23 protein-coding genes are annotated in these 26,860 nt (G+C 67.7%); 11 read left to right on the top strand and 12 right to left on the bottom strand.

The window, feature by feature from the left end:
* Window positions 1–21 precede the first annotated feature (21 nt).
* The 3 genes from LXT21_RS39875 to LXT21_RS39885 form a co-directional block, all read right to left on the bottom strand.
* Window positions 22–1,569, bottom strand: coding sequence for a hypothetical protein (locus LXT21_RS39875; protein WP_254043486.1), 1,548 nt, complete (start codon window positions 1,567–1,569; stop codon window positions 22–24).
* An 84-nt stretch (window positions 1,570–1,653) separates the two neighbouring features.
* Window positions 1,654–2,430, bottom strand: a complete 777-nt coding sequence (locus LXT21_RS39880; protein WP_254043487.1) for a hypothetical protein — start codon at window positions 2,428–2,430, stop codon at window positions 1,654–1,656.
* 1,058 nt (window positions 2,431–3,488) lie between these two features.
* Entirely contained in the window at window positions 3,489–5,231 is a 1,743-nt protein-coding gene (locus tag LXT21_RS39885) for an N-acyl-D-amino-acid deacylase family protein (protein ID WP_254043488.1), read from the bottom strand.
* Window positions 5,232–5,438: 207 nt separating this feature from the next.
* Between LXT21_RS39885 and LXT21_RS39890 the strand changes: the two genes are divergently transcribed.
* The 3 genes from LXT21_RS39890 to LXT21_RS39900 all read left to right on the top strand — a co-directional run bounded on the left by LXT21_RS39890 (window position 5,439) and on the right by LXT21_RS39900 (window position 7,984).
* Window positions 5,439–5,756: a hypothetical protein gene (locus LXT21_RS39890; RefSeq protein ID WP_254043489.1), complete on the top strand. Its 318-nt coding sequence runs from the start codon at window positions 5,439–5,441 to the stop codon at window positions 5,754–5,756.
* Window positions 5,757–5,839: 83 nt separating this feature from the next.
* Complete coding sequence (locus LXT21_RS39895) at window positions 5,840–6,580, top strand: peptidoglycan-binding domain-containing protein (RefSeq protein ID WP_254043490.1); 741 nt, start codon at window positions 5,840–5,842, stop codon at window positions 6,578–6,580.
* A 141-nt stretch (window positions 6,581–6,721) separates the two neighbouring features.
* The gene (locus tag LXT21_RS39900; protein ID WP_254043491.1) at window positions 6,722–7,984 is read left to right on the top strand and encodes a phosphatidylserine decarboxylase family protein; all 1,263 of its coding nucleotides are present in this window, start codon (window positions 6,722–6,724) and stop codon (window positions 7,982–7,984) included.
* Window positions 7,985–7,996: 12 nt separating this feature from the next.
* Here LXT21_RS39900 and LXT21_RS39905 read toward each other — a convergent pair whose 3' ends face one another.
* Complete coding sequence (locus LXT21_RS39905) at window positions 7,997–8,584, bottom strand: biotin transporter BioY (RefSeq protein ID WP_254043492.1); 588 nt, start codon at window positions 8,582–8,584, stop codon at window positions 7,997–7,999.
* Window positions 8,585–8,728: 144 nt separating this feature from the next.
* Here LXT21_RS39905 and LXT21_RS39910 point away from each other — a divergent pair, with 144 nt between their 5' ends.
* Window positions 8,729–10,012 (top strand): hypothetical protein, encoded by a 1,284-nt coding sequence (locus tag LXT21_RS39910; RefSeq protein WP_254043493.1) that lies wholly within the window; start codon window positions 8,729–8,731, stop codon window positions 10,010–10,012.
* A gap of 38 nt (window positions 10,013–10,050) precedes the next feature.
* Here LXT21_RS39910 and LXT21_RS45050 read toward each other — a convergent pair whose 3' ends face one another.
* On the bottom strand, window positions 10,051–10,179 hold the full coding sequence (locus tag LXT21_RS45050) for a hypothetical protein (protein ID WP_256572385.1): 129 nt from the start codon (window positions 10,177–10,179) through the stop codon (window positions 10,051–10,053).
* A gap of 726 nt (window positions 10,180–10,905) precedes the next feature.
* On the opposite strand from LXT21_RS45050, the gene LXT21_RS39915 reads away from it, so the two are divergent.
* The 3 genes from LXT21_RS39915 to LXT21_RS39925 all read left to right on the top strand — a co-directional run bounded on the left by LXT21_RS39915 (window position 10,906) and on the right by LXT21_RS39925 (window position 13,064).
* Window positions 10,906–11,112, top strand: coding sequence for a carboxypeptidase regulatory-like domain-containing protein (locus LXT21_RS39915; protein WP_254043494.1), 207 nt, complete (start codon window positions 10,906–10,908; stop codon window positions 11,110–11,112).
* Window positions 11,113–11,151: 39 nt separating this feature from the next.
* Entirely contained in the window at window positions 11,152–11,901 is a 750-nt protein-coding gene (locus LXT21_RS39920) for an RNA methyltransferase (protein WP_254043495.1), read from the top strand.
* A gap of 119 nt (window positions 11,902–12,020) precedes the next feature.
* A complete protein-coding gene (locus LXT21_RS39925; RefSeq protein WP_254043496.1) occupies window positions 12,021–13,064 on the top strand; it encodes a PH domain-containing protein in 1,044 nt (347 codons plus the stop codon).
* 57 nt (window positions 13,065–13,121) lie between these two features.
* Here the strand turns inward: LXT21_RS39925 and LXT21_RS39930 are convergent, their stop codons facing one another.
* Window positions 13,122–14,018 carry an RluA family pseudouridine synthase gene (locus tag LXT21_RS39930; protein ID WP_254043497.1) on the bottom strand — a complete coding sequence of 299 codons (897 nt, stop codon included), beginning with the start codon at window positions 14,016–14,018 and terminating at the stop codon, window positions 13,122–13,124.
* Window positions 14,019–14,192: 174 nt separating this feature from the next.
* On the opposite strand from LXT21_RS39930, the gene LXT21_RS39935 reads away from it, so the two are divergent.
* Together LXT21_RS39935 and LXT21_RS39940 are read left to right on the top strand one after the other, a co-directional pair.
* A complete protein-coding gene (locus tag LXT21_RS39935) occupies window positions 14,193–14,810 on the top strand; it encodes a hypothetical protein (RefSeq protein ID WP_254043498.1) in 618 nt (205 codons plus the stop codon).
* Window positions 14,811–14,882: 72 nt separating this feature from the next.
* Window positions 14,883–15,779, top strand: coding sequence for a type VI secretion system accessory protein TagJ (locus tag LXT21_RS39940; RefSeq protein ID WP_254043499.1), 897 nt, complete (start codon window positions 14,883–14,885; stop codon window positions 15,777–15,779).
* Between the two features lie 12 nt (window positions 15,780–15,791).
* On the opposite strand, the gene LXT21_RS39945 is transcribed toward LXT21_RS39940, so the two are convergent.
* Together LXT21_RS39945 and LXT21_RS39950 are read right to left on the bottom strand one after the other, a co-directional pair.
* The gene (locus LXT21_RS39945; protein WP_254043500.1) at window positions 15,792–18,755 is read right to left on the bottom strand and encodes a Vps62-related protein; all 2,964 of its coding nucleotides are present in this window, start codon (window positions 18,753–18,755) and stop codon (window positions 15,792–15,794) included.
* A 127-nt stretch (window positions 18,756–18,882) separates the two neighbouring features.
* A complete protein-coding gene (locus LXT21_RS39950) occupies window positions 18,883–21,855 on the bottom strand; it encodes a Vps62-related protein (RefSeq protein ID WP_323395617.1) in 2,973 nt (990 codons plus the stop codon).
* Between the two features lie 140 nt (window positions 21,856–21,995).
* Between LXT21_RS39950 and LXT21_RS39955 the strand changes: the two genes are divergently transcribed.
* Both LXT21_RS39955 and LXT21_RS39960 read left to right on the top strand, forming a co-directional pair.
* Window positions 21,996–22,577, top strand: a complete 582-nt coding sequence (locus LXT21_RS39955) for a hypothetical protein (RefSeq protein ID WP_254043501.1) — start codon at window positions 21,996–21,998, stop codon at window positions 22,575–22,577.
* Complete coding sequence (locus tag LXT21_RS39960; protein WP_254043502.1) at window positions 22,574–23,572, top strand: hypothetical protein; 999 nt, start codon at window positions 22,574–22,576, stop codon at window positions 23,570–23,572. The genes LXT21_RS39955 and LXT21_RS39960 overlap by 4 nt, the downstream gene beginning before the upstream one ends.
* Window positions 23,573–23,631: 59 nt before the next feature.
* Here the strand turns inward: LXT21_RS39960 and LXT21_RS39965 are convergent, their stop codons facing one another.
* The 4 genes from LXT21_RS39965 to LXT21_RS39980 all read right to left on the bottom strand — a co-directional run bounded on the left by LXT21_RS39965 (window position 23,632) and on the right by LXT21_RS39980 (window position 26,723).
* Window positions 23,632–24,906, bottom strand: coding sequence for an endonuclease/exonuclease/phosphatase family protein (locus LXT21_RS39965; protein WP_254043503.1), 1,275 nt, complete (start codon window positions 24,904–24,906; stop codon window positions 23,632–23,634).
* A 230-nt stretch (window positions 24,907–25,136) separates the two neighbouring features.
* Window positions 25,137–25,373: a hypothetical protein gene (locus tag LXT21_RS39970; protein ID WP_254043504.1), complete on the bottom strand. Its 237-nt coding sequence runs from the start codon at window positions 25,371–25,373 to the stop codon at window positions 25,137–25,139.
* A 143-nt stretch (window positions 25,374–25,516) separates the two neighbouring features.
* Window positions 25,517–26,305 carry a DUF4336 domain-containing protein gene (locus tag LXT21_RS39975; protein WP_254043505.1) on the bottom strand — a complete coding sequence of 263 codons (789 nt, stop codon included), beginning with the start codon at window positions 26,303–26,305 and terminating at the stop codon, window positions 25,517–25,519.
* Between the two features lie 43 nt (window positions 26,306–26,348).
* A complete protein-coding gene (locus LXT21_RS39980; protein ID WP_254043506.1) occupies window positions 26,349–26,723 on the bottom strand; it encodes a hypothetical protein in 375 nt (124 codons plus the stop codon).
* Window positions 26,724–26,860: the final 137 nt, after the last annotated feature.

The following is a 26,860-nucleotide window of genomic DNA, read 5'->3' on the forward strand; positions in this document are numbered from 1 at the left end:
TTTGGATCGGATGGGGAAGGCTTACAGAGCCTCGGATGAGCGGACCGCCACGTCATGGGCCGTTACGGCAGCGCGCAGGTTGTTGGCGGCGAGGTGCTGCTCGACCTCTGTGAGCATCGCGCCATCGACTCCGGCGTTTCTCATCATCGAGATGTTGAGCCGGAGGGTGTTGGGGATGGTGCTGGTGACGTAGGTGCGTGACTTGGAGTACTGCAGCGTCAGCGCATTGCAGCCCGTGCCCATCCAGGGCGTGGAGGTGATGCGGGCGCAGACGGGCTGGAGCTGCAGGACACCTTCGTGCTCCAGAAGCTTGCCAGCCATGTAGTACAGACGGAGCTTCGTGCTGCGCGGGGGCAGCTTGCCGACTTGGGTGACGCGGGCGTTCATCTCGGCGAGGAACTTCTGCGATGCGTCCAGGGTCGCCGCGTCCGTCATCGTCCGGCGGGTGGCGGCGTCAGCCGCCTGGGCTACCAGCGCCTCCCGGCGGCGCGTCATGCCGGTGAGGGTCTTCTGGACGATGTCGCTCACGCGTTGATAGCGGGAGTCCGCATAGGACACCACGCTCTCCAGGACACGGACGGACGTGGTGACGAGTTGGGGGCGCGCGAGTGTGTTCGCCTGCATGAATGCGACATAGGGGCGCAGTTCCTCTTCCAGGACGGAGTCCTCGTGGGCGAACTGGCGGGACATCCGGACGGCGTCGAGCCGCATCTGCTGGGGGGCGGTGCTCTCCGCGCGGCTGAGCTGCACCAGCTCCATCTGCACATCACCTAGCGTCACCAGGGTGGCCACCGAGGCCCGCTGCACCAGCCCTTGGAGCTGCGCCAGGATGACCGGCTCGTTCGTCCGGTATGCGGCGAACTGCTGCACCAGGACGGCATAGGCGGGCTGGAGCGCATCTACCCGTGCTTTGTGTGCGTCCAGGGTCTGCTGGACCTTGGCGAGCATCTCCCGTGAGTCGGCCGCCGCGGCCTCAGCGCCCCGGTTCTCCTCGGCCGCCTTGACCTTCAAGATGTCGGACAGGCCAGTGTCCAGGACCTGTTTGTTGCTCTTGCGCAGCGCCTCCAGGTCATCGGAGTTGTCGAGCCACGCGGCCCCAGAGACGTTCTTCATCTTCTGGATGCTCAGCTCGTAGGAGCGCATGGTGACATCCGGGGAGCTGGCCGTTCGGTAGAACGTCATGATGCGCTCGGTTTGGGCCCGGTACTCCGCCTGGTTGTCGATGGAGGTGGCTTCGGCCCACAGCACTGGGGGCCATCCCATGCAGCTCTGCCAGGAGGTAGGCGTGACGATGGTGCACTTGTTCTTAATCTGCTCCACCAGTATTTTGTTGTAGATGCTGGCGACGTCCTCGGCCGTCTGACAGACGATAGCGCTGTCGGGGTTCTCGTGGCGCTTGCCGCAGAGTCGCACCGCGCCGAGTGGCTGGCGCTGCGTGGTGGTGGGCAGGGCCTCGACGCTGGCTGTCGGCTCACCGACTGGGATTTGTGCCGGACTGCAGGCGCCCAGCAGCAGCGCCGTGGCGGCGGCAAGACCGGAGCTTCGGATGGGATTGCGTCTGGACATCATGGGAATGGGATGCCTCACGGGTCGACATTCGCCGGCCCGGCTCGGGATGGGTTGTGATTGAACGAGGTCGCGCGGGGGCCGCCGTCAGGGCGTGAGCCACGGGGCCAGCTGCGTCCGGCCCAGGTTCAGCTTCGCCTCGGCTGCGGCGTACTGCTGGGCTGCCACCTGGTAGTCGGCCTGATACTGGGCCTGGGCGCCCGCGTCGGAGCGCGCCGCCAGCTTGTCGATAATGGGCTTTGCCTCGGCTCCGAGGAAGTCCCGCAGCGTCTTGGGCGTACCGTCCGGGTTCGTGTAGTCACCTGCATCGCCGAGCGTTCCCAGGGCGAAGTAAAAGTTGGCGAGCGTCTCCCGCTCCGCGTCGTTCAGCGTGTCATCACAGCCCATGGTCGCCTTGAAAATGATAGGCGCCGCGTCCTTCGCCTGCGCGCGCAGGTCATTCATGGACTCGGTGGTGAGCGCGGTGAAGAAGAGGTTGGACAGTTCCTGCATGAAATCGAAGGCGGCGCTGTACTCGACGAGGTCGGCGAGGTTGTCCCGAGTGACCTTCCTTGCATTCGCCTCGTCCTGGAGTTGCTGGAGGAGCGCATTGGCTTGTGCGGTGCTGTCCACGTCCACTTGGTTCCACTGGATGTCCAGGGAGATGCGGCAAGTCTCATTGAACGCGGCGTACTGAGTCCACGTGGAAGAGTCCTTCAGTTCGATGGAGTTGAGGTGCTGGCGAGCCAGCCCCCGGACCACATGCTGTGGCGTGGACATGAAGACATACTTCTGGCCGGCCTCGTCCTTCGGGGTCAGCGTCACCTCAAGCGGGTATTGCGTGGAGCAGTTTCCCGTCATCATGCGATTGAATGCGGTGCGCATGGGGACGGCGGTCTCGAAGGTGTCACCGACGAGCGTCTGGGCAGGAATCACACAGCGCGTGAGCCGCCCCGAAGCAAGGGTGCATCGGGCAGGCGAGACGAGGTCCACAGTGGTGCTGGAGGCAAAGGCGGAGCCTCCCCCCAATGAACAGGCAAGGAGCGTTCCGATCAATGCTGGTCGAGTCATGGTATTTGTCTTTCGATGCGTTGGGCAGGGCCTATCCCTCGCGCCGGGTGAACAGTCCCGTAACGTTGGATGAGGAGGTTTTTCGGGCGTGGAGGCGCAATGTCAGGCAGCGCCCTGGATGGAGTGGCTCAGGCGTAGAACAGTCAAAGAGTCCGGGAGCCTCTAACGGGGGACGAGCGGGTCAGGCTTGGGGAGGGGGCAGGCCTCAGCCCCTTCACGGGTGCAGTCGAGGGGTGGGCGGCTTTCAGGCCGGCTGCGCCGCCTCTGTTGGGATGGTGAGGAATACGACCCGACAAGCGGGGCGACGCCCTTTCCTCGTCGCGGAATGGGAGGCTCGAGGCATGGTGAGCTTTCGTGGCTGGAGAGGACATCGTCTCGCGAACCGCCTGGCTGTTGGCCGAACCTGCCCGGCTCTTGCCGGTAGAGGACTCAGCCGTCGCCAGATGCGCTTGCGGTGTCCAGGTGTTTGCAATGGACGGGCCGAGCACTCCTGAGGGGCGCCTTCCACGTCACCGGCGAACAGTCCGTCCACGGGGTGGGACGTACATCCTGCCGGCCAGATGTGGGCGCAGCCTCACGCTGACTTCTGCAGGCCAATTTGGACGCGAACTGCTCACCACGTTCGTTGCGCGGCACGCAGGCTGTAGGGAGAGCCGCTGTATGGGCGGGCGTCGTAACAGGTCCCCGCGATGGCTTTCTGCTCGGCGAAGCGGAGGTTTCTGTAGACGATCAGCCCCGCGACGCGTGCTGCCGCCAGTTCGGAACGAAGGGAGTTCCGAGGCCTGCGGCATGGTCTCGACGTGGCTGTCCCTTCGTTGTGCACGGTAGGCTGATCGTTGAGGGGGCCTGTCGCCGCGATTTGGCAGGAGGTGTCAGGCGTTGGCGCGGAGCACGCCGCCAAAGCCTCGCTCGCGGCCGAGCGCGGGGGACACGGTGCCGTCGCTCACCGCCTCGCGTCCGGAGATGAGCACGCTCTTCACCGCGGCGTCGTTGCGGCGCACCAGGCGCACGAAGCCGCCGAAGTTCTCCATGGGCGCCTCGGCGATTTCGTCGAGCTTCGCGTCCAGTCCGTCGGGATTGACGATGACCAGGTCCGCGCGCTTGCCCTCGGCGAGCACGCCCGCGTCCATGCCCAGCCACTCGCCAATCTCTCCCGTGAGCCGGTGCACCGCGCGCTCCACCGTCATGAACGACTCGCCGCGCTTGTCGGCCTCGCGCACCAGTCGCAGGAGGCGCAGCGGGAAGTTGTAGTGCGCCATGTTTCGCAGGTGCGCGCCCGCATCCGAGAAGCCGATGAGGATGTCCGGGTGCTTGCAGATGTACTCGAGCTCCTGGAGCCGATCATTCGCCATCACCGTGTACCAGCGCAGCGCGTCCCCGTGCGTGGCGATGAGGTCCAGGAACACGTCCACGGCGTCACGGCCCTGCTCCTTCGCCACCTGCGCGAAGGACTTGCCCACCACGCTCTTGTCCGGGCACTCGAGGATCTGCGATTGATTGAAGTCGCGGTGGAAGGCGCGCGGCAGGAAGCGGTTGGTCCACTGGCTGCGGAACCGTGAGCGGTAGACGGGGTCCTTGAGCAGGCCCGCGCGCGAGGCGGCGTCCTGAAGATGCAGCGCCGCGGCGCCCGCGCCGAACTCCTCGAAGACGACCAGGTCGATGCCGTCCGCCCAGAGGTCGAAGATCTCGGGCAGGGCCTGCCAGCGGAAGTTGGCGCCGAGCAGCGTGTTGGCCGCGCGCGAGAGCACGCCGATGAGCCGGTGGATGCCTCGGCTGGCGCGCGGGTCCATCATGGAGATGACCGTGGTCTTCAGCGTCTTGCGCCACAGGCCCATGCTCTCGAGCAGGAACAGCACCACGTTCACCTTGGTGCTGATGTTGGGCACGCCCTGGAAGACGCGGCCGCGCTCGCGCAGGAGCCTGGTGAGCCGGCGGTACTCGCTCCAGCGCGCGTAGGTGGAGGGCAGGGGACGGCTGCGGATGTCGCGCGAGCCGCCCATCTTGTCCCACTTGAGCGTCATGATGGACAGGCCCAGGTAGCCCAGGTCCAGGCCGTCGCTCACCAGCGACTCCATGCGCCGCAGCTCGTCCTCGCTGGGGCGCACGGTGGCGTCCAGGCTGCGGTGCAGTCCCATGGCGTGCGCTCGCAGCGCGGAGTGTCCCAGGAAGGACGCGACGTGGGGGCCCAGCGGGAGCTGGTCCAGGTGCTCCATGTAGCCGCCCAGCGTGTCCCACGACTTGCGCTCCTCGAGCAGCGAGCGGACGGTGTCGTACGGGATGGCCTCGACGCGGCAGAACATGTCCGCCAGGTCCTCGGGCTTGCCCACCGCGAGGCTCAGCGAGCAGCTGCCCACCACGACGGTGGTGACGCCGTGGCGCACGGACTCGGAGAGGGAGGGGGCCAGCTCGACTTCGGCGTCGTAGTGGGTATGGAAGTCGATGAAGCCCGGTGTCACCCAGTGCCCGGAGGCGTCGATGACCCGCGTGCCCGGGCCACGCTCGATGGGGCCCTCGGAGAGGCGCGCCACCTTGCCTGCCTGGATGCCCACGTGGAGCTTGCGGGGTGGGTTGCCCAGCCCATCGAACACGAGTCCGTTCTCGACGATGAGGTCCATGCCGGGAGCCTAGGTCCGCCGTTCTGTCGAGTTCCAGGAAGAAGCCGCGCCCCGGATGTATGTGCTTGCGCGCGGGCGCAGTGCGTCATGGCGACGGATTGCCCCTGGGACGAGGGGGAGGGGGCTCGGTCGAGTGCCCGCTCTGACGTGGATGGGTGCCTAGCTTGGTCGGCGGAAGAAACGAACGCGACGAGCACGGGAGGCGAGATGGCACGGACACGATGGCAGTGGCTCACGCTGCTGGGCTTGGGGACGTCCCTGGTGGCCTTCGCGGGCTGCGAGGACGGCGAGGTGCGCGAGAACTCGCGACAGGTGGGGCGTGAAGTGGGGAAGGCCGCGAAGGACGTGCGTGAGGGCACGCGCGAGGCGGCGAAGGACATGAAGACCGCCGCGGAGGAGGCCTCGCAGGGCTTCAAGGAAGGCATGGGCGGCGCGGGGGAGGCAGGTGAGGTGGAAGAGACTCCGGACGCGCGTGAACGTTCGCTGGAGGACCACGAGCTGCCATCGCAAACGCCTCCTCGCTGACGTTGAGGGAGGCTCGGTGGCGTCCTGGCTTCGCGGGGTGACAGGATGTGCCCCGCGGCCACGAGCTGGCGCGCGGGTGTCCCATGAGCGAAGTCGAGTTGGGCAAGGTGTTGCGTCGGGGGGAGGAGTCCCCGGGTGTCCGGCGCATCCAGGAGTGGCTGACGTTGAGCGGGTTCGCGGTCGCCATCGACGGTGACTTCGGGCCGGCGACGGAGGCCGCGCTCAAGCGCTTCCAGGCGAAGGTGGGGCTGCCCGTCTCCGGTGTGGCGGATGCGGCGACCTTCGAGCGGCTGACGGGACCGTTGCGCGCGGCGCTGGCCACGATTCCGCCCGCGGGGCGCACGTTGGGGACGCTCACGGTGGCGTACGCGGCGCAGCACCTGCGGCAGATGCCGCGCGAAGTGGGCGGGCGCAACCGGGGACCGTGGGTGCGGCTGTACCTGGACGGGAACGAGGGCGCGTCCTTCTGCTGGTCCGCGGGGTTCGCGACCTTCTGCCTGAACCAGGCCGCGAGGACGCTCGGGACGCCGATGCCGCTGGAGCGCACGTTTTCCAGTGACTTGCTGGCGGCGCAGGGCAGGGCGCGTGAGCGCTTCGTGTCGAGTCTGAGCGCTCCGCCGGACCGCGCGCGCATCCGACCTGGCAGCCTGTTCTTGCGAAGGCGGACGCCTGGGGACTGGTCCCACGCGGGCATCGTCACCGAGGTGGATGAGGAGACGTTCCAGACCATCGAGGCGAACACCAACGACGAAGGCGCGCACGAGGGCTACGAGGTCTGCGCGCGCACCCGGGGCTTCAAGAACGTGGACTTCGTCGTGGTTTGAAGAGGGCTGGCCACAATCCCTTGCGGTTAGCCCGCATTGTGGCGCTTCTGGCATGCACAGTACGTTGGCGCGGCTTCCGCCGATGCCCGATGTCTGTCTTTCGTTGGTGGCCGCTGCATCCTCACGAAAGGTGTCTTCGCCATGAAGAAGCGCGTCTCTTACTTCGAGCTCCTCTCGAAGGTCCGTCCCGCCCAGTCCGCGGAGCGGGCCCTGGAGTCCAATCGCCTGTTCGCGGAGAGCCCTCGCAAGCACCCCAAGGAACTCGCGCCGTCGGTGCAGGCCTTGGTGGAGTTCGTGAAGCGTCCGGAGAACGACTTCCTCCGCATCTACATCGGGAGCATGTTGGACGAGGCCAACCAGAAGAACCCGCTCAACATCAAGACGCCGGCGGACTTCTTCCAGCAGCTGGACAACGCGCTCTACAGCCTCCCGAAATACGACGCGGACTTCATGGCCGCGCTGCCGTTCTACACGGTCCTGCAGCCCTTCATGGAGAACGGCCCCGGTTGGGCTTTCTTCACCACCCAATCCATCCGTCCCTACTTCGCGGCGATCCTGAAAGCCTATCATGACAAGCTGGAGACGCCGGCCTCTCTGGCCTACATGAACGACTCGTATGGGAACTGGCTCAGCGCGGACGCCCGGGAGTACCTGAGCCTGGACGACTACGTCTATTCCCCCTCCGAGCCGCACGGAGGCTTCAAGTCCTGGAACGAGTTCTTCATCCGCAAGTTCAAGGACCTCGACGCCAGCCGCCCCATCGCGCCGGACCCGTCGGGCAAGGCGATCATCAGCCCCGTGGACGGGCAGGTCTTCAAGATCTCCAAGCAGGTGCAGCGCGAGTCTACCTTCGACATCAAGGGTGAGCAGTACTACCTCACGGACCTCCTCAACGAGCCCGCGGACAGCCCCCTGTTGAAGCCCTTCATCAACGGGCTGGCGGTGCAGATCGTCCTGATGCCCTTCAACTACCACCGGTGGCACTCGCCGGTGACGGGGAAGATCAAGAAGGTGCGGACGGTCCCCGGCTTCTTCTTCGCGCAGCCGGCTCCGGATCAGGACTACGCGGCGTCGTTCCCGTTCCTCAGCCACGTCAACACCCGGACGGTGCTCTTCATCGAGTCCGCGAATCCGGCCATCGGCGAGGTCGCCATGGTCTTCGTGGGCCTGACGGAGGTGTCCTCGTGCGTGGCGACGGTCAAGGAGGGCGACCAGGTGCAACGGGGAGACGAGATCGGTCACTTCGCGTTCGGCGGATCGACCTGCTGCACCCTGTTCGACCGCTCGAAGATCGCGTCTCTCAGCATCACGGACAGCCCCGTGCTGGGCGACGGCGGCGGCGGTTCTGGCGAGCAGCTCGATAACATCGTGATGGTGCGGCAGAACATCGGGGCCGCGCTGTAATCACGTTCGCGTTCAGGTTTCGCGTGCCTGGACGAACCTCCATGCAAAGTGGGTGAGCCCCCCGGCGATGAGCGCCTTGAGCACTCCGCCGGGGAGGAAGGGAACGAAGCCCTTCTGGAAGGCCGCGGCGAGGTCGAGTGACTTCGCCACGCTCAGCCAGCCGACGCCGATGACGAGGACGAGCAGCTGCCCCGCGAGGAACAGGGGCACCGCGGTCCACAGCCGCCGGTCGTAGCCGCGCCGGGCCGCGAGTCCGATGAGGAAGGCCGCGGGGAGGAAGCCCACCAGATAGCCGCCCGTCGGCCCGAGCAGGGTCGCCCAGCCGCTCGCCGCCTTGGCGAAGAAGGGCAGTCCCACCGCCCCCAGCAGCAAGTATGCGAGCTGTCCCAGCAGCCCGCGTCGAGGCCCGAGCGCGGCGGCGGTGAGGACCACCGCGAGCGTCTGTCCCGTGACGGGCACCGGTGAACCCGGCACGGAGATGGCGACCTGCGCGAACAACGCCGTGCAGAGCGCCGCGCCGAGGATGAGCGCGACCTCCTGGGCTCGCGTCCGCACGAAGAGGTCCGCGAGGACGTGACGCGACGGGCGGTTGGGACTCACCGTGGACCTGCCCACGCGCAGTGCGTGTGGCGTGATGACCTGGAGGGGCGTGAAGACACGGCCGGATGCTCGGCGAGGAGGCTCATTGTTGCAAGGTGATGACGAACGCCCTGGAGTGGCGCCGGGCGCGGGTATCATCGGGCCATGGGAAAGGACTCCGAGTTTCGCGTCGTCGGGTACTCCAAGGGCCGCGCCATCATCAAGAGCAAGGACGTCGACGATGCGCGGCTCTACATCCTTCCCGAGGGCTCGCGCCCTCTCGACTTCTCCGCGAAGCTGACCGGGGTCCGCGTTGGAGCACAGGGCGTGCAACTCACCCGGAAGGGCGGCCCTCCGAACGAGCCGGTGGACCTCGGGCTCGCGTCGTCCTATCCCGAGTCCAGCGGTCTTCCTCCCTCGGTGGTCAACCCCGCGGAGAACGCGCGGCAGTGGGATGAACTGGCGAGGCAGAAGATCTCTGGACGGGAAGTGAGGCTGACGCTTCCCGAGAGCGCGGAGTCACTCCAGGCCCTGCTGGTGTCGGGCCTGGTCGTCATCTCGCTGAAGAAGGTCGATGCCACCCAGCTGATCCTCACCCGGCGCGCGCTCCACTGGCCGGATGCCTCCGACGGAACCCATCCACCGAACGGGTGGTATCGGATGTCCGCGTCGCTGGTGTCCTGCAATCCCGAGGAGCCGAACGACGCGTTCGTGGGAGAGGAGGACCCACCCTCTCCCTTCGCCCTGGTGCTGCGACTGCCCGCATCCGCCATCTGCGCGGCGGCGCCGGATGACATCGAGTCACCTCGCGGCTCACGCGACGCGGAGGTCACGGGCCTCATCAAGGGCGTGAGGGCCACCAGCGACGCCATCGCGGAGGGGTTCGACCGTCAGTGGATCGACGGTGAATGGAAGCCGTTCCTCCCGGTCGACAACTACGGCGACAAGCGTCGGCCTTTCCGGAACACCGAGTCCTATCGCATCGTGAAGTCCAGGTCGCGAATGGCCCGGAGCGAGGACGAACACCGCGAGGCGAAAGGGCGGGTCGGGAGCTTCAAGAGCTTCGCGCTCCCTCACTTCGACCGGGACGATGGTGCTGGCTTGAGAGGAAACGAGGTCGGCGGTGGCGGGGGTTCCGGAAAGAAGACCGCCCACTACTTCCAGTCGCTCAAGTCCCCCGAGGAGCTGCTCAGGAGCGTCCCGGCCGGCTCCTACAACGAAATCGTGGTGGACACCCACGACGCCAGACTCGACATCGCGGGGCTGGCCATCTTGATGGACAACCTGCCGGGCGATGGGACTGAGCTGGAGCTGGCGTCGCTCTTGAGTCCGGATCAGGAGGACAACATGGAGTCCATCCTCGAGGTCCTGGCGACGTTCAAGAAGAACCGCGGAGCGTGGAGCACGCCTCAGCACGGAGTGCCCCAGCTCTTCCTCATCAACCGCTGAGCTTGCTTCGCGGAGGCCAGGCGTCGCGAGCCCAAAGACTAGTCGTTCGTGACGGGGCAGCAGTCCCTGGGGCAGGTGGCTCGCTCATTCCCATCGCAGCTCCCGTCGCCGCACTGGTAGTAGAGCTCCTCGCCCTGGGGGAGCTCACGCGGGGTCGAGAGTGACATGGGACACCAGCCACAATCTTGAGGGCACGTGGAGCTGTTCTCGCTCGACTCGCAAGCGCCGTTACCGCAGACCGGGCCGCCGTACCCACAGTCCGTCGGACAGGTCGAAGCATTCTCATAGGGGGCGCAGTAGCCGTCGCCGCACAGCCCCACGCAGTCCCTGGGACAGGTGTCGGGCTCGTTCCCATCACAACTCCCATCGCCGCACTGATAGTAGAAGTCCGCCTTCGCGGAGTTCAGCGCGTCGCCAGGGGTCGCGGACTCCGGTGACGCTCCTCCGCACGCCAGCAGGACCAGCGCAGCCACGACAGAAGCCGTCACACCACTCCAACGCTTGCTCATACAGCCTCCCAGGAAAGGAGCCGGAGAGTGTAGCCGTTGAGGTTGGGGCAATGTCTGACGAACTCGCGAGTCCCCTGTGCCCCTGTGGCTTCCCCGTAGAAAGGGGATGCGGAAAAATGACAGGACAGCCATCGCCGCGTTCGCCGCGCGCGCTGTGGCTGGCCCGGCCCGCGGAGGGCAGCCCGCAGGCGTCTGTGTTAAGACCTCCCTCGTGAATCATCCGCTCTCATCCGGAATGGCGCCCTCTCCGCCGTCGCCGTCTGCGGCATGGCCTGTGGCGAGTTCGATCCCGAGGCCGCCCGGACCCTCTCCCAGGGCGTCTATGGGCTCACCGAATCTGTCGATGATGTGTGCGCCTCTTCCTGCGACCCCGAGCCACGGTCCATGGCGTTGAACATCCGCACGCAGTCCGAGCGTGAGCCGGTGGCCTCGGTGAGGTCGGACGACGACGGGTTCTACGAGGTCGAGCTCGCGGCGGGTGACCATGTCATCTGCACTTCGTTCGAGCGCTGCACGGATTTCCGGGTCGAGCCCGAACAAACAGTTCGTCTCGACTACGCGATGTCGGTGGGGCCGGGCTGGAAGAAATAGGTCCGCGACGGGTCCCCACGTGGCGGGTAAGGTGGTCGCATGGCTCTCACCTCCCACCTGCGCGTCGTGCTGCATCAGACCCAGGGCCCGGACAACCTCGGCGCCGTGGCGCGCCTGGCCGCGAACTTCGGTGTGGCGGAGCTCGTGCTCTCCGACCCTCAGCTCCAGGAGATGGACGGCGCGCGGCGCATGGCCGTACACGCCGGTCACATCCTCGAGTCCGCGCGCATCTACCCCACGCTCCCCGAGGCGCTCGAGGACGTGGTCTTCGCCATGGGCACCACCTCGCGCCAGAACCTGCGCGGCATGTCGACCCTGTCCCCCGAGGACGCCATCGCCCTGCTGTCCCAGCACTCGCAGCGGGGCAAGGTGGCCCTGGTGCTCGGCGGCGAGAAGCGCGGCATGTCCGATGAGGACCTGACCCACTGCCAGCAGGCCCTGGTCATCCCCACGCGCCCCGAGCAGCCCTCCATGAACCTGGCGCAGGCCGCCGCCGTCCTCCTCTACCTCTGCGCGCGAGAGCAGGTGGAGCAGACCACGCCCGGCGCCGTGGACGGTGCCCCGCTGCGGCTGGTGCAGGCCCTCCAGGCCTGGATGCGACAGGTCTTCCTGAAGGTGGGCTTCCTCAACACGCAGGCCCCGGACGCGCTGCTCGCGGAGATGATGCACTCGCTCACCCGCTCGGCGCTGTCCCGGCGCGAGGTGGAGATGTGGCTCACCGCCTTCAAACACCTCTCCCGAAGCGTCGGGCTCCCGAAGCTCGATTCAGATTCCAAGAAGGGGAGTTGAGCACACGTCTGTGAATGCGGTGAGCCGGGGCTCGTCGGAAGCGGCCCGGGGGTACTGGAAAACCCCCTGAAGGGCGCCTAGAAGCACGCCCCTCATTCACGACGAGGCTCACCCACCGTATGAATCGAAAGAACGCGTTCGGCACCCTGCTCGCGCTGGGCCTGCTGACCACCCTGACCGCTCACGCCGAGGTGGTGTTCGCCCAGGCCAACCTCCTGCTCAACAAGAACCAGCTCTCCGCGGTGAACTACCGGGGCAAGGGGTTGTCGCTGCCGGTGGGGACGAAGGTGCAGGTCCTCGAGCGGGATGACGACGAGGTCCGCTGCCGCGTGGTCGATTCCGGCGCCGAGTTCCGGTTCGTCTCGCACAAGAGCCTGGGCAAGACGGCGCTGGCGCTGTTCCCCGGCTTCTTCTCCGCCAAGGACCCCGCGGCGCGCATCGCGGCGCTCTCGCCGGAGGAGCAGAAGCAGGTCAAGGCGGGCACGCTCGCCAAGGGCATGTCGCGGGACGCGGTGCTGCTGACGGTGGGCCCGCCGCCGCCGCACCGGACGCTGTCGCTCGAGAGCACGAAGTGGACGTACTGGAGCTCGAAGTTCTCCACCTTCGAGGTGGTCTTCGACGCGGACGGCAGGGTCGTCTCGTACGGCGGTGAGCCCGAGCCCGAGCCCGCGCCGGCCGCCGAGCCGGCTCCCGCGCCGGCGCCGAAGTTCTTCCACGCGACGGCGAACTTCCACTTCCAGGACGACACGGTGTCGTGGGTGAACTACCTCAAGGGCCCCATCCTCCCGTTCAACTCGAAGGTGGAGGTGTTGGACAAGGGCAGCTCGAAGGTGAAGTTCAAGGTCGTGGAGACGGGCAAGGAGTTCGTGTTCGAGAACGACTCGCGCTCCGGCGCGGACACGTGGGCGCTGTTCCAGGCCTCGTTCGCCGCCGAGGACCAGGCCGGGAAGCTCGCCGAGCTGTCTGCGGAGGACCGCAAGAAGGTCTCCGCGTCGGAGGTGGTGATTGGGATGTCGCGCGCCGCGGTGCGCATGGCGTGGGGCCCGCCGCCTCCGCACGAGACGGCGTCCTTCGACTCCACCATCTGGACCTACTGGAAGTCGTCGCTCGCCAAGGTGCGCGTGACGTTCGACCAGGACGACAAGGTCAAGTCCATCGACTAGCGGTTCGCCGTGACGACGGCTGTCCTGGTGGAGACGCGTTCCCGGGACAGCCGCGCGTCACCCGCCGAGCCGCAGCGCGGGCGGGAGCGGGGCCTGGAACTGGAGCCGCTCACCCGAGCCAGGGTGCGTGAAGGCGAGGGACTCGGCGTGCAGCAGGTAGCCGCCGTCTCCGGGCAGGCCCGGGTGCTCCGCGTGCGGAAGTCCCCCTGAGACGAAGAGCGGGTCTCCCACGAGCGGGTGGCCGATGAAGGCCAGGTGGATGCGGATCTGCTCGGAGCGCCCCGTGTGGATGTCGACCTCGAAGAGGGTGTCCTCCGCGCGTCGCTCCAACACCCTGGCCGTGCTGTGTGAGGGTTTGCCCGTCACACAGGCGCCATGCACCTCGCCCAGTCTCGGGTGGGGCACCAGCCCGATGGGCGCGCGGATGTCGTAGGACTCCTCCACGGCGAGGCCCTGGGCGAGCGCGCGATAGCGCTTGTTCACGCGGCCCTCGCGCCAGTCGCTCGACAGGCGCACGGCGGCGTCGCGCGTCCGGGTGAAGAGCACCAGGCCCGAGGTCGCGCGTCCCAACCGATGCATCGGCGCGGCCTGGGGCCAGCGCGCCTGGACGAGGGAGAGCAGGGTGTTCTTGAGGAAGCCTCCCGATGGCAGGGTCGGCAGTCCGCTCGGCTTCACCACGATGACCAGCTCCGCGTCCTCGTGCACCAGGTCGAACGACCGCGGCGCGTCCGGCTCCTCCCAGGGTGGGCGGTGCCAGCACAGCCATTGCCCCGCCTTCAGCGGCTCCGAGCCATCGGCGACGCGGTCATCCAGGCGCACCTCTCCCCGCGCGAAGCGTCCGCGCCACTCCTCCTCCGTCGAGTGGCGGTACTTGTTCGTGAGGTGGGCGAGCGCGCTGCCGCCGGGCTGGCGCCCGAGCTTCTCGCGGTACACATAGCCATCGTTGAGCAGCACCCGGGCACCCTATACCGCGCGAGCCCGAGGCGGGAGCCGCGTGTCCGTGAGCGCCGGCCGGGCGAGGGACCGGACGTGGTGCGAAATCCCGCGGAAATCCTCGCTGTAACCGTGTGGGTGCTTCTGGCGAAGAAGGGGTGTCTGTCCCTCATTGCGCTCGGAAGGAAGTGACCCGTGAACATGCTGAGCAAGGTGGAGAATCGCTCGTCGGTGCGGCAGCAGCAGGGCCCGAAGACGGATGACGCGCAGCGCGCAAGCGAGGCGCACAAGCGGGCGGAGGCGGAGATTCGCGCCGCGAAGGCGGCGAAGGAGGCGGAGAAGCAGGCCCATCGAGAGGCAGAGGCCGCCCAGAAGTTCGAAGCGGAGGCCTCTCGTGCGCGTGAGGAGGCGGAGAAGAAGGCGGAGGCCCCCGGACAGACGCCCGAGCAGCAGGAACTGTCGCGACAGGCGCTGAAGGAAGCCCAGGCCGTGGAGAAGGCCGCCGAGGCGACGCTGACCGACGCGAAGAAGAAGCTCCAGGCCGCCTCCGCGAAGACGACCGACGCCACGCGTCGCGCCGAGGAGGCCAAGAAGAAGGCGAACGACGCGGCCGAGCGGGCCGGGCAGACGCCGCCGTATGGCAAGCAGCAGGCCATGGCCAATGAGAAGTCGACCTTCGAGGACGGTCAGCCGAACCAGGCGCTGGAGAAGATGATGGGCCGCACCCAGCCCGCGAGCGGCATGTCGTCCATGCCCACCTCGGACATGCCCATGATGAAGCCCTCGGAGGGCATGCGCTCGATGAGCGTCTGAGTCCGGCTCCGCATTCCCACGTCCTCGACGCGCACGCTATGGTCGCCGCGCGGGCAACGGGGGACATGAGCCATGGCGCAGATAGAGCAACTCCTCGCGAAGGGTGACTTCCAGGCGGCACTCCAGTTGATCGACGCGGAGCTGTCGTCCGCGCCATCGGCGGACCGATGGCTGATGGCGTTCAACGTGCGAGTGCGCCTGGAGGACTTCGACGGGGCCCTGCGTGCCCTCGATGCCCTGTTGAAGCTGGACCCTGGCATCTCCGATGGAGTGACCTTCCTGCGCCACTGCGCGGACCTCGAGCGTCTGCACTCCCTGCGCAGGAAGGACGCCGCACTGGCCAACGAGCGCGGCGCGTTGCAGGCACCGCAGCCGTTCTCCCGCGCCTACCTTCAGGCGGCGATCTCCCACGCGAAGGGTGAGTTCCCCGACGCCGCCCGCGCCCTGGAGGAGGGCAGACGCACCGCCCCCAAGGCCCCGGGAACGCTGACGCGCACCAACGGCGCCCACGTGCGCTTCACCGATGTGTTCGACTCGGATGACCTGACCGGGCCGCACCTGCCGTGCTTCCAGGCTGGCACCGTGCTGGACATCCCTTACAGCGAGCTCGCGTCCATCCAGTTCGAGCAGCCGCGCAGCTCCATGGACGCCGTCTGGGTGCCCGCCGTCTTCCAGACGCTGAGCGGTCAGCAGTTCGAGACCCGCGTGCCCTCGCGCTATCCAGGCTCGGGCCTGCACGGCAACGCGGCCGTCCGCCTGGGCGAGATGTCCGTGTGGGAGCACGAGCCCCACGGGTACGCCGTGGGCTTCGGTCAGCGCGACTTCAAGCTGGCGCACGAGAATGGCGGCTTCGGCCTGGTGGGGCTCCTCCAGGTGGCGCGCATCGACTTCGACGCGGGCGGAAGGCCCACGGCCGAAGAGCCTCGGCCGAAGGAGAAGAAGTCCTTCTGGTCGAAGCTCTTCGGGTGAGCCCGGGCGCGGCTACTCCAGCGTCAGGGCGCTCGGATGCGCGAAGCCCTTCTTCAGCGGCGCGGTGGGGCCACCGTTGAGGATGCACTCGCCGGAGCGCTGCGAGACGATGTTGTCACAGCCCGCCTTGTCATTGCCCCAGTCCGACGTGATGTTGAGCCACGCCAGGGAGCCGGTGAACGTCCCCATCGGCTGCCAGTGGAAGATGACCGGCCGGTCCCACGCGTTCCAGCTCACGCCGTGGCCCGTCATGTCATCCAGCGTGCCGTTGTTGGGGAGATACTCGTACGTGTGCTTTCCCGGGGTGGCGTAGAGCGCATGCGAGCCCTGCGCCGCGTAGGCCGTCGGACGGAAGCCCGCCAGCGCCATGTCCTTGTGCCCGAACTCGAAGAGGCCGCCGTGCGAGTGCTGGCTCATGTAGACATACGCCGGGCGCCCGTCGATGAACCGCACGGTGAGGTGCTCCCAATCCCCGACGTGGTTGCCGAAGGTGGACCTGCCCACGCCCAGACAGCCGCCCCCGGTGTCGTAGCCGATGCAGACCTCCTTGCCCGCGTTGTACGGGTAGAACGTCCAGTAGATGATGTCGGTGATGTTCGTGGGCATCCCCAGCGAGGTGCGACGGACCTTCTGGATGTAGACGGGCACGTGCGTCTGGTCCGGCCGCTGACCGTCGAGGAACACGGGGTCCGTACACGAAGGGCACCCGAGCGACTGGTTCGTCTTCAGGTGCTGTCCGGTGTCGTGCACGTTCGCGAGGAAGAACTCCACCGAGGAGGGCATGTAGTACTCGCCCGGGTGGAGGTAGATGCTCGGCGCGTACTGGAGCGCGGCCAGCTCGTCCACCAGCCCGCCTTGCAGCTCCGGATTGGCGAGCATGCTCTTGTTGAGCGCCCAGAAGCGCGAGGCGTCCGCGCCGCCGTAGCCCATGTGTCCCACCATGACGGGGACGGTCAGCGCGCGGTGGTCCACGCCCCCCGCCTGGAAGACGGAGCCGTCGTTGTGTCCCCCCGAGCCCTGGTCGTTCCAGATCCAGCTCGAGGTGCCGGGAAGGACATACTCCGAGCGGACGCAGCGGATGAGGTCGGTGGAGGGCTTGTCATAACCCAGCTGGGCCACTGAACCCAGACACGTGTAGCCCGGCGGCGCCACGGGGTGCCAGAAGCCGACGTCGTGGCTGCCGCCCGTGCCTCGGTCATCCCAGACGAACGTGTAGTCGACCGGTCGCGCCAGCACGTCTCCCTCGCCCTTGACCACGAAGGTCATCCTCGGAGCGGGGTCATGGTCGGGCATGGCGACGTCGCCCAGGGAGTAGTAGCCGGGCAGCTGGCTGAGCTTGGGCCGCCAGACGGAGACGTCGTTGTCGGCGTGGGTTCCGAAGTCGTCGTAGATCCAATCGAATCCACGGGTCGCCTGCACCCAGAGCCGGAGCGGGGCTCGCAGGCGCGCCTTGTCGGAGCGGAGCGTGAACTCTCCGGCGCGTCCCACCAGCGTCGTCGCGGCGACCAGCTTGTACGTGCCAGGGTTCAGGAAATACGAGATGCGCGCGACGGGGCCGCCGTCCCGGTTGTTGACCTCCGCGAGCACCCGGTTGCCGCTGTCCAGCAGGTAGAGATACGGGCCGACGTTGGCCTCCAGCTCGAACGTCACGACGTCCGGCGTCCCGGCGTAGTCGACGATGAACTGCCGGTTGTCGCGGCTGTTCGGGAACTGCCCGCCGGACGGCGTCCAGCGACCATGCACCAGGTTGTGGTCGTTCCGCTCGGTGGTGGACTCGACGATGATGCTCGACGTCTGCGCCTGGAACGGCTGCCCGGAGAGGTCCGTGTCCTGGGTGAGCACGAGCTGTTCGCCCTGGAACCCGCCGTGCCAGAAGAGGGTGACGCGGTAGCCCTCGGGCACGCGGATGGAGCGCAGCGTGTCGTTGCCGATGGTCAGCTGGCCCAGGTCGTAGCGGCCCGCGAGCAGCGTCTGCTGCGCCCCCTGGAACTGATTCCCCGTGTAGAGGATGACCGGCGCCTCCACCTTGAGGCTCGATGCCTTCAAATCGATGGCCTGGCCCGTCAGGTCCGTGTCCGACGTGAGGGTGGCCGGCGTGCCCTTGAAGGCCCGGTCCGGATAGAGCGTGAGCAGCCAGCCTCGCGGCACGCGCACCGAGTGGATGGCGTCCTCGCCCACCGACAGCTCGGCGGCGTCGTAGAACCCGGGCTGGAGCGTCTGGGGCAGGGCGGTGGACGTGCTCGCGGGGTAGACGCCGACCGTGGGCGTCCACGCCGTCGCGGCGCCAGCGTAGAACAGGGGGAGGCTTCCGCCGTCGAACCCGTTCGAGTCCGCGGGGCCGATCCAGCCGCAGTAGCCACCGCCTCGCAGCGCGACGACCTGGTCTCCCCATGAGTAGACGCTCGCGCCGTGCTGGGCGTAGCCCTTCACCGCGAAGGCCTCGGTGGCCACCTTGAACGCGGTGCCCCGGAGGTCGATGTTGGCCCGGCCCGAGTCCGCCCAATCGCAGGACATCGCGTTGGCGAACGGCATGGATGTGACGGGCTGGCCACCATGGAAGAGCTGTCCGGTGGAGGTCGCGAACGTCCTGTCCGTCGTGTCCACGCGCAGGGTGAGCGGGTCGATGCGCAGCCTTGCGTAGACGGTGCGAACCGTGGTGCCAGGGGTCGCGCCTCCCGCGGTGTACTGGGCGAAGTTGGCGAGCTGTCCCTGCTCACGCGGCGTGAGGTACTCGCGCGGCGTCCCCGCCATGTCATGACACCAGGCCATCCACGGCCGGGCGGGGTCTCCCATGAAGTGCAGGGCGTACTCGCCGTCCCCCGCGGTGGGCCGGGCCGCGCGAATCTCCTGACAGGACTTCTCCCTCACGGGCCCCAGCGGCTGCTCCACCACTTGCAGCGCGTCCAGCTCCCCGGGCCCTGGCGCCTCCGGGGACACCTCATCCGGTGACACCGGCTGACAACCGATACAGAGCACGACGAGGGCGCTCCACCGCTTCCATCCAAGACGCCGAGGCATTCTTGCAAGTCCGTCCTTTCATCCCAGGAGTGATGTCTCCTTCGACGAAAGGACGGCGGGGGGGCGCGCGTGTTATTTCCGGCGACTATTGCATCGACAGGCTGCCCGGCTGGGTGAACGGCCGGGCCATGGGGGCCTTGGGGCCCGGGTTGAGGATGCAGTCGCTCACGTAGATCAGGTTCGGGTTGCCGCAGCCGACCTTGTCATTTCCCCAGTCCACGGTGAGGTTGAACCGCTCCAGTCCGGGCGTGGTGTACGTCCCCGCTGGCTGCCAGGGGAAGATGACGGCGTTGCTCCAGCCATCCCAGGCGAGGCCTCGCCCCGTGTCATCGTGGTAGGACTCGCTGTAGTTGACCTGGGCGTAGGTGTATCGGCCGGGGGCCGGATACAGGCCATGGGAGCCTTGGGCCGCGTAGACCTCGGGGTGGAGGTCCACCAGGGCCAGGTCCTTGCTGGCGAAGTGGGTAGGAGGACGCCCCGTGCGCTGGCTCATGGCCAGCTGGGTCGGCCGGCCGTCGACGAACCGCAGGGTGACGTGCTCCCAATCCCCCACGTGGTTGTCGAACGTCGTGTATTGCTGACAGACGCGCGGGAGGGGGGCCCACCCCGTGCAGATGGGCTTGCCGCGGTTGTAGGGGTAGAAGAGCCAGTAGACGACGTCCGTGGTGTTCGTGGGCAGGCCCGCCTGGGTGCGCGGGATGATCTGGGCGTAGACGGGGACGCTGTGCTGGTCCGGGCGCTTGCCCTGGAGGAACGGCAGGTTCGTGCACTCGGGGCAGGCGAGCGCGTCTCGCGTCTTCAGTCGCACGCCGTCGTCCACCATGTTCTGCACGAAGTCATTCATCCCGGAGGGGAAGTACGTCTCGTTCGGGTGGAGCCGGATGCGCGGGGCGTAGCGGAGCACCGTGAGGTCGTCGACGAAGCCGCCCTGCAGCTCCGGGTTGGCGAGCGCGCTGTTGTTGAGGGCCCAGAACCGCGAGCCATCCGGGCCGTCGTAGTTGCCCTGGCCCACGAAGGTGGACGTCGCCAGCGTGCGGTGGTCCCTGGGGTCCGCCTGCCACAGCGCGATGTCTCCATTCTTGCCGGAGCCCTTGTCGTTCCAGACCCAGCTGGCACCCGCGGGCAGCACGTACTCATCCTTGACGCAGCGGATGCGGTCCGTGGGAGGCGCGTCGTAGCCCAGCTCCACGACGGACCCCAGACACGTGTAGCCAGGGGGAGGCACGGGCTGCCAGAAGGCGGCGTCGTGGTTGCCTCCCGTTCCGCCGTCCTCCCATATCTGGGTGTAATAGAGCGGCTTGGCGAGCACGTCTCCCTCACCGGCGACCGCGAACGTCATCCGGGGTGTCTGTCCATGGCCGGGCATGGCGATGTCTCCCAGCGAGAAGTAGCCGGGGTGCTGGCCGAGGTCGGGACGCCAGACGGAGACATCGTCATGGGAGCCCGTGCCGCTGTCGTCGTAGGCCCACGTGAAGGAGTTCACCGTCCTCACCCAGAGCTTCTGGGGAAGGCTCAGGCGCGCCTTGTCGGAGCGGACCGTGAAGTCCGCCGTACGATCTGCCTGGGCGGTGGCGGCCACCAGCTTGTACGTGCCGGGGCTCAGGAAGTACGCGAGGCGCGCGCGGCCGTCGCCCAGCGTCTCCCCGCCCTCCAGGAGCACCTGCCCGTTGGCGTCCAGGAGGTAGAGGTAGGGGTCGACGCCGGCCGCCAGCTCGAAGCTCACGACGTCGGGGCGGCCCGTGTACTCCACTGTGAAGGCGCGGTTGCGCGTGCTGCTCTTGTCCTGTCCTCCCGAGGAGAGCCAGCGGCCGTGGACGACGTTGTTGTGCCGGGCGGTGGTGGACTCGACGACGATGCTGGAGGTCTGCGCGTCGAACTCGTGGCCGGCGAGGTCGGTGTTCTCGGTGAGGATGAGCCGCCCGCCCTGGAAGCCTCCATGCCAGTAGAGGGTGACCTGGAAGCCCTCCGGCACCTCGATTGAGCGCAGGGCGTCGTTGCCGAGGGTGAGCTGCGACAGATCGTAGCGTCCGGCGCGCAGCGTCTGCCTGGCGCCTTGATATCCGTGGCCGGCGTGGAGCGTGACCTCGGCCTTCACCTCGATGGCGCGAGCCTGGCGGTACCAGGGGTTGCCGACGATCTCGATGTCGCCGCCGAGGAAGTGCCTGGTGCCCGTGAAGCCCGGGCCGGCATGGAGCACGACGCTCCAGCCGCGTGGGACATGGACGGCGCCGAGGCCCTGGGGGCCCAGGTTCAGGTCCTGGGTGAGGTAGTAGCCGGGCTGCAGCGGCTTCGCGGTGGCCTCCGAGCCGTCCACGGGATAGACGCGGGCGACGGGCGTCCAGGGGCTGTCGGCCTGGGTGTAGAACAGGGGCAACTTCCCGCCGGTGAGCCCGTCGGCGTTGAGCGGGGCGTTCGAGCCGCAGTAACCGCCGCCCTTCAGGGAGACGACCTGGTCGGCGAAGCTGTAGACCTGGGAGCCGACCTGTCCCCAGCCGGTGACGACGAACGCCTCCGGGGCGACCCGGAACGGCGTGCCGCGCAGGTCGATGTTGGCCCGGCCCGAGTCAGCCCAATCGCAGGACATCGCCGTGGCGAAGGGCATCGAGGTGACAGGCACGCCGGCGTGGGCGAGTTCACCGGAGCTGGTCGCGAAGGTCGTGTCGGAGGTGTCCACCTCCAGGGTGTAGGGATTGATGCGGAGCCGGGAGTACCGGCTGCGGACGGTGGTGCCCGGTGAGGCGACGCCGGCGGTGTACTGGGAGAAGTTGGAGAAGAGGGTGCGCTCCTGGAGGGGCAGGTACTCCTTCGGTACTCCTGTCATCCCATGGCAATAGACGCGCCATGGCCAGGCGGGGTCTCCCAGCACATACAACGTGTACTCCCCATCCGGGGCCGCGGGCCGGGTTTGCAGGATATCCAGACACGACTCCTCTCTGGGGGAGGCGAGCTCTTGCTGGAGGGATGCAAGGCTGAATTCCGTTTCTTCCGGGACCTCACCCTGGCATCCCATCGCGAGCGTTGTGAGGCATCCCAGCAGCTTCCTTCCAATGCGAACCATTGCGTTGCTCTCTCCCCGCGTGAATTCCGCGAGCAGGAGACGGGGCGAGGGGCGGGGTTGTTATTTCGCGCGGCACTTTCTGAATATTTGGGGCGCGGTGTCCATCTCCTATCAGGGGCCGGGAAGATGAGGTGCGTGTCGTGATGACGTACTTGCACGAAGTGGTGTTGTTCCTGGATGGGGTGAACCCAGACGGAGCGGAGGGCGTCCTCCAGGAGCCGCTCGACCTTCGAGAAGAAGTGCCATCCAATTGGGTCGGGCGGTATTTCTATGCGCCGGGGGATGCGCAGCTGCCCCGGCCGGACCCGAAGGCCTTCGGTCTCCGGGACTTCTGCCTGGACATCTCCAGACTCAACATGGCCGGCTACCAGCCCTCGCGGCTGACCCTCGTGGCCCGGGGCGGGCCTGGACGCATTGGCGTCAATGTCAGACGCGGCTCCTCGGGGTATGACGGCCGGGAGCTGGCGCGCAAGCTGCGGGCCTGGGGGCTGGAGGGGGTGACGCACATCCGCGTCGTCGCCTGGCACGAGGGGGCCCGCGGGGACGAGGCCTCTGGCTCGCACCTGGGCTCGTTCGAGCAGGACTTCCACCTGGCACTCGCGGATGAGCGGATCCAGGGGCCACCGGTGCGCACCGAAGTCTCGACGCGGGTTGTGGGCGCGATGCCCCGCTCACCGGGGCTGGGAGCTCATGGTCGGCTGAGTGAGCGGGGGATGCCATGACGCGGTTCGTGCACGACGTGGTGCTGCTCGTTGACGTGTCGACGAAGGAGACGGTCAACGGTGTGCTCGAGCCCGACGGCCCCCGTGATGACCTGAGGAAGATCCGCCTGAAGTCGCCCGCCGCGAACGTTCGTCGCTACATCTACAGACCCGAACAGCAACTGACACCGGAGCAGAAGGGGACGATCAAGGAGTACCCCGCCGACGATTCTCCGAAACCGGATGCCTCAACGCCCGCCGCGGATTCGTTCTTCGCGGAACTCCATCGGCTCGCCAACCACCAGCCTTCGCGGTTGACCCTCCTGGCGCACGGGCTCCCGGGCGTCATCGGGAAATATCCCAAGTATGGCTACCCAGGCCTGGATGGGCGCACGATGGCGACGAGACTCCGGAGCTGGGGACTCAGGGGCGTGACACATATCAGTGTGGTTGCCTGTCACGCCGCCGTCAAAGAGAAGATCTACTTCACGGAGGACGAGCTGCCCAAGGACATCACTGACGACGAGAGGAGGGTTCACAAGGCTCGGCGGGAGAAACAGCACTTCGGTCATGCCATTGCGGCGCCCCACACCAATCTTTTCCAGACACCGTCGCCGGGGGCGGAGCTGGCCGAAGAGGTCAAGCTCCTCCAGGGTTCCTTCGCGCAAGAATTCCACCAGGCGCTCGGTGATCCGCTGCTCCCCCGCGGGGCGGTCAAGACCGAGGTCTCAGCGCGGGTCATGCGCGTGGTGACCACCGCGACGGGGCAGACTCTCGTGGAGTCTCCTTACTACATGCTGTCTCACGGCAGGCCCGAGGTGCAGAAAGGCCTGGTGACGAGTCACGCGCCCGGGTCGAAATTCATCTTCTACTGGGAGGGCAACAGGCAGGCTGTCCGGGTGGCGCCGTATGTGTCGAACAACAGCGCGCTCAGCAATTCGGATGAGCAAGAGCAGGAGACCGGATTCGTCTTCCAGTTCGAGAACGGCGGCGGGATGGAGGACGAGGACGAGTAGCGGGCTTCCACCCCCTGAGGGATTCCCAGGGGCTGGAAGGCGAGCCGCCCGCGAATCCCTTACGAGCCCTTCGGGGGCACCGGCTTCCCATTCTGGCTCTTCGCCGGACGCGGCGTGTAGTGCGCCACGACGGGCTGGTGGTCCGAGGACTCCGTGCTCCGGTCCACCTCGAAGAGGACGGGCTCCAGCTCCGGGCTCGCATAGAAGTTGTCGAAGCGCTTGCCCGTGGCGGGCACCACGCCGGACTCGTCCGGTAGGGACGTGAGCGTCGCGCTGTCCGCGATGTCCTGCAGTCGCAGCCAGTGCTCGCTGCCGCGCTGCACCTTCCCCGAGCGCAGCTCCGCGCACGCCTGCTTCGGCGTCATCATCGCTCCGCCGGGCAGGCGCACCCGCGTCACGGCCGCGTGGGCAATCGTCTCCGGCAACCCCTGCTCGAGCATGTGCAGCTCGTGCCGCAGTCGCGGGTCCGCGATGTTGCCCACGCCCCTGTCGCCCACGCTCGCGTTCGGCTCGCCGTAGCGCACGGCGTACTCCTCCACCGTGTCCGTGTCGTCGTAGGTCCTCAGGTGCGCCATCAGCCAGGAGCCGCCCGTCTTGATGGCGGTGTTGGCGTTGAAGTCACCCAGGGCCACCGCGTGGGGCACCTCCCGGTGACGCACCAACAGATTCAGCTGCCGCATGTTGTGCGCGTTGATGCCGGAGTCCCCCAACGTGTGGTGCACGTTGTAGAGGACGACGGGCAGCCCCGCGACCTCCAGCCGGACCATGAGCGCGCCCCGGTCCTCGGGAATCTCACACGGGTCTCCGCCTCGGCGCTGGATGGCGGCGGCGCGCTCGGCGTCGGAGATGACGTAGGTGAAGTGGGCCGCGTCCGCGAGCGGATGCCGGGTGAGGAAGGCCTTGCCGTTGACCAGCCGCGTGCCGTTGAGCCCGTCGCTGCCGTGGTACGTCAGGTGGAAGCCGTAGCGCGACGCCAGCAGCACGGAGATGGGGACGTTGGCCTCCTGCAACCCGATGACGTCGGGCATGCGGCCCTCGGCCTCCAGCTCGTCGAAGTACGCCAGCAGCGCGGCGCGGCGCTGGCCCCCGAGCAGGATGTTGTACGTCATCACCGTGAGCCCCGGGCCCGTGGTGGGGCGGGGCTCCGGGTGACGGATGATGATGGCGCGCCCGTCGCCCAGCTGGCGCTCCGTGGAGGGCAGCTTGAGGGCATCGAGCGTCGCCAGGACGAGCGTCGAGTCCCTCCGCGGATGCGGCTCATCAATCGGGGTGGCCATCCGGCCGAGCAGGGGGCCCACGCCGGGCAGGTGCTCCAGGACCTCGGGCACCTTCATACGGCCTCCCGGGACGCGCGCGGGGCGCGGGGCAGCGAGTCGAGCTGACGAGCGACGGTATCCACCAATCCTCCTGAGTGCCCCTCAAGTTCGGTGCGGATCCTCCGACTGGCCAGGGGCAATCCCCCCCGAAACGCGGGGTTGTCTTCCTCGCCGGGACGGAGAGCAGACAGGCAGGAGGGCCCTGCCTTTCTTCCCGGGTCACAGGGCAGGGGACTGGGAACACGTCCTCAGCAGCAGGTGCGACGACAGGAGCGCAGGCGCGAGGTGCACACCGCCTGGCAGTCGGACTCGCCCTCGCAGGCGTCCCAGCAGGTGCCGAAGGTGCCGTCGCAGTCATCGCAGCACGCGGCCGCGAGCCGCTCCATCTGCTCCACCTCGACGCGAGGCGGCGCGTCCTCGGCCGCCACGGCGGCTCCGGCCCCACAGCAGACTCCGACGAACAGCGCCACGAGCATCGCTCTCATGTGTCCCCCCACGGCCTGGACTCGACTCGGACCGTCGTTGTCCCACACCCACGACGCGTCGACCCCTGAGGAGACGGCGCTTGTCCGATATCTTCGGTCGCCTCGTACCGCGGGGCAGGTGCGCGACGCCTGGGAGACGCCGCTCAGCGAAGCCAACCGAAGGCGCGCTCGAGCTGGGGCAAAGCCTCATCGAGATAGCTGCGCCCATGACCCACCACGACGCGCTGGGGCCGCCACGCGAGCATGCGCTGGTAGCAGGCCCGCGCGTCGGCCTTGCGTCCCCAGGTGGTGAGCTGGACCTCCCGGGGCGTCTGGCCCGGCCACATGGCTCCGCCCAGCGTGAGCATCCAGCGCAAGCGCGGCTGGACGCGCTCGTGCTCCAGCGCGAGGACCATGTCCGCGACGAGCAGCGTCGACGCGCCACGGTGGAAGAACACGACCTCTTCGATGTAGCGGCTGCCTCGGAAGATGAGCTGGTCGATGTCCCCCGCCCAGGCCTCCGGCGCGCCGTCGGCCAGGTCCGCGTCGAACGGGGCCTCGAGCTTCTGCGAGCGCGCTCGCTCACGAACCCCCGGTGACGCCCAGGCCGTCGCGCGGGCGTAGCGCGCCTTCCACGCCGCGATGGAGACGTAGTGGAGCCGGTTGGGCGAGACCAGGTGCTCGACGGGGCCGAGCGCGTCGACCTCCGCGAACAGCTCGGGCGTGGGGGCGATGGGAGACCACAGCCAGAGTCCTCCCGAGCGCAGGCGGATGATGACCATGCGCGTGGGGAAGGGCAGGGTGATGGGCCCCACCTTCATCTCGATGACGGGCCCGTCCACGCACCAGAGCCCCTCCGCCACCGGCTTGAGCGTGCACAGCGGCGCATAGGGCCGGATTCCGTGGGACCACGCCCCCTGCTCGTCGGCTCGCTCGCCCGTTCCCGAGGTCATGGCCGCCGAGCCTACAGCCCGAGGCCCGGAGCGTCGAAGCCGCTCAGCGTCCGCGCACCGTGCACGAGGTCTTGATGAAGTCCACGTCGTCGTAATAGGCGCAGGTGAAGGACACGTTGACGCTGGCCGTCTCGGAGCAGTCCTGGCGCCCCGTCTGCGCGGTGAGGTCCGTGTCCAGGTTCACGCACTCGCAGCTGTTGCAGCCCGCCTTCTTCTTCAGGCACACGTGGCTCGTCGTCGCGGTGACGATGGTGCCGCAGTACTCCGTGGCGCGCTTGCAGCGCGTATCGCCACACTCGACGGTCTCCGGGAACGACGTGTCGCCCCCGTCCGGGTCCCCACCGTCTCCCTTCGAGTCGCTGCCACAGCCCACCACCAGCATGGAGAGAAGCACCGCGTACCGCGCCGTCGCCTTCATGTCGTCCTCCCGAGGAGTCATGGGGGCACTGAACGCACCCCTCCTGTCGGGAGGAGACAGGCCGCGAGTCACCGTTGCAGGAAATCGTCCGTCCCCGCCTGCTCGGAGGCCATACCGCCTCATCGGAATATTCGTTA

The organism is Myxococcus guangdongensis (assembly GCF_024198255.1).
In the GTDB taxonomy this organism is placed as follows: Bacteria; Myxococcota; Myxococcia; order Myxococcales; family Myxococcaceae; genus Myxococcus; species Myxococcus guangdongensis.

Coding starts and splice junctions, on each gene's coding strand:
- LXT21_RS39950 (WP_323395617.1), bottom strand. CDS start 21,855: ATGGTTCGCATTGGAAGGAAGCTGCTGGGATGCCTCACAACGCTCGCG.
- LXT21_RS39925 (WP_254043496.1), top strand. CDS start 12,021: ATGAATCGAAAGAACGCGTTCGGCACCCTGCTCGCGCTGGGCCTGCTG.
- LXT21_RS39915 (WP_254043494.1), top strand. CDS start 10,906: ATGGCGTTGAACATCCGCACGCAGTCCGAGCGTGAGCCGGTGGCCTCG.
- LXT21_RS39890 (WP_254043489.1), top strand. CDS start 5,439: ATGGCACGGACACGATGGCAGTGGCTCACGCTGCTGGGCTTGGGGACG.
- LXT21_RS39970 (WP_254043504.1), bottom strand. CDS start 25,373: ATGAGAGCGATGCTCGTGGCGCTGTTCGTCGGAGTCTGCTGTGGGGCC.
- LXT21_RS39940 (WP_254043499.1), top strand. CDS start 14,883: ATGGCGCAGATAGAGCAACTCCTCGCGAAGGGTGACTTCCAGGCGGCA.
- LXT21_RS39895 (WP_254043490.1), top strand. CDS start 5,840: ATGAGCGAAGTCGAGTTGGGCAAGGTGTTGCGTCGGGGGGAGGAGTCC.
- LXT21_RS45050 (WP_256572385.1), bottom strand. CDS start 10,179: ATGTCACTCTCGACCCCGCGTGAGCTCCCCCAGGGCGAGGAGCTCTAC.
- LXT21_RS39975 (WP_254043505.1), bottom strand. CDS start 26,305: ATGACCTCGGGAACGGGCGAGCGAGCCGACGAGCAGGGGGCGTGGTCC.
- LXT21_RS39875 (WP_254043486.1), bottom strand. CDS start 1,569: ATGATGTCCAGACGCAATCCCATCCGAAGCTCCGGTCTTGCCGCCGCC.
- LXT21_RS39960 (WP_254043502.1), top strand. CDS start 22,574: ATGACGCGGTTCGTGCACGACGTGGTGCTGCTCGTTGACGTGTCGACG.
- LXT21_RS39885 (WP_254043488.1), bottom strand. CDS start 5,231: ATGGACCTCATCGTCGAGAACGGACTCGTGTTCGATGGGCTGGGCAAC.
- LXT21_RS39880 (WP_254043487.1), bottom strand. CDS start 2,430: ATGCGCACCGCATTCAATCGCATGATGACGGGAAACTGCTCCACGCAA.
- LXT21_RS39910 (WP_254043493.1), top strand. CDS start 8,729: ATGGGAAAGGACTCCGAGTTTCGCGTCGTCGGGTACTCCAAGGGCCGC.
- LXT21_RS39965 (WP_254043503.1), bottom strand. CDS start 24,906: ATGAAGGTGCCCGAGGTCCTGGAGCACCTGCCCGGCGTGGGCCCCCTG.
- LXT21_RS39920 (WP_254043495.1), top strand. CDS start 11,152: ATGGCTCTCACCTCCCACCTGCGCGTCGTGCTGCATCAGACCCAGGGC.
- LXT21_RS39980 (WP_254043506.1), bottom strand. CDS start 26,723: ATGAAGGCGACGGCGCGGTACGCGGTGCTTCTCTCCATGCTGGTGGTG.
- LXT21_RS39900 (WP_254043491.1), top strand. CDS start 6,722: ATGAAGAAGCGCGTCTCTTACTTCGAGCTCCTCTCGAAGGTCCGTCCC.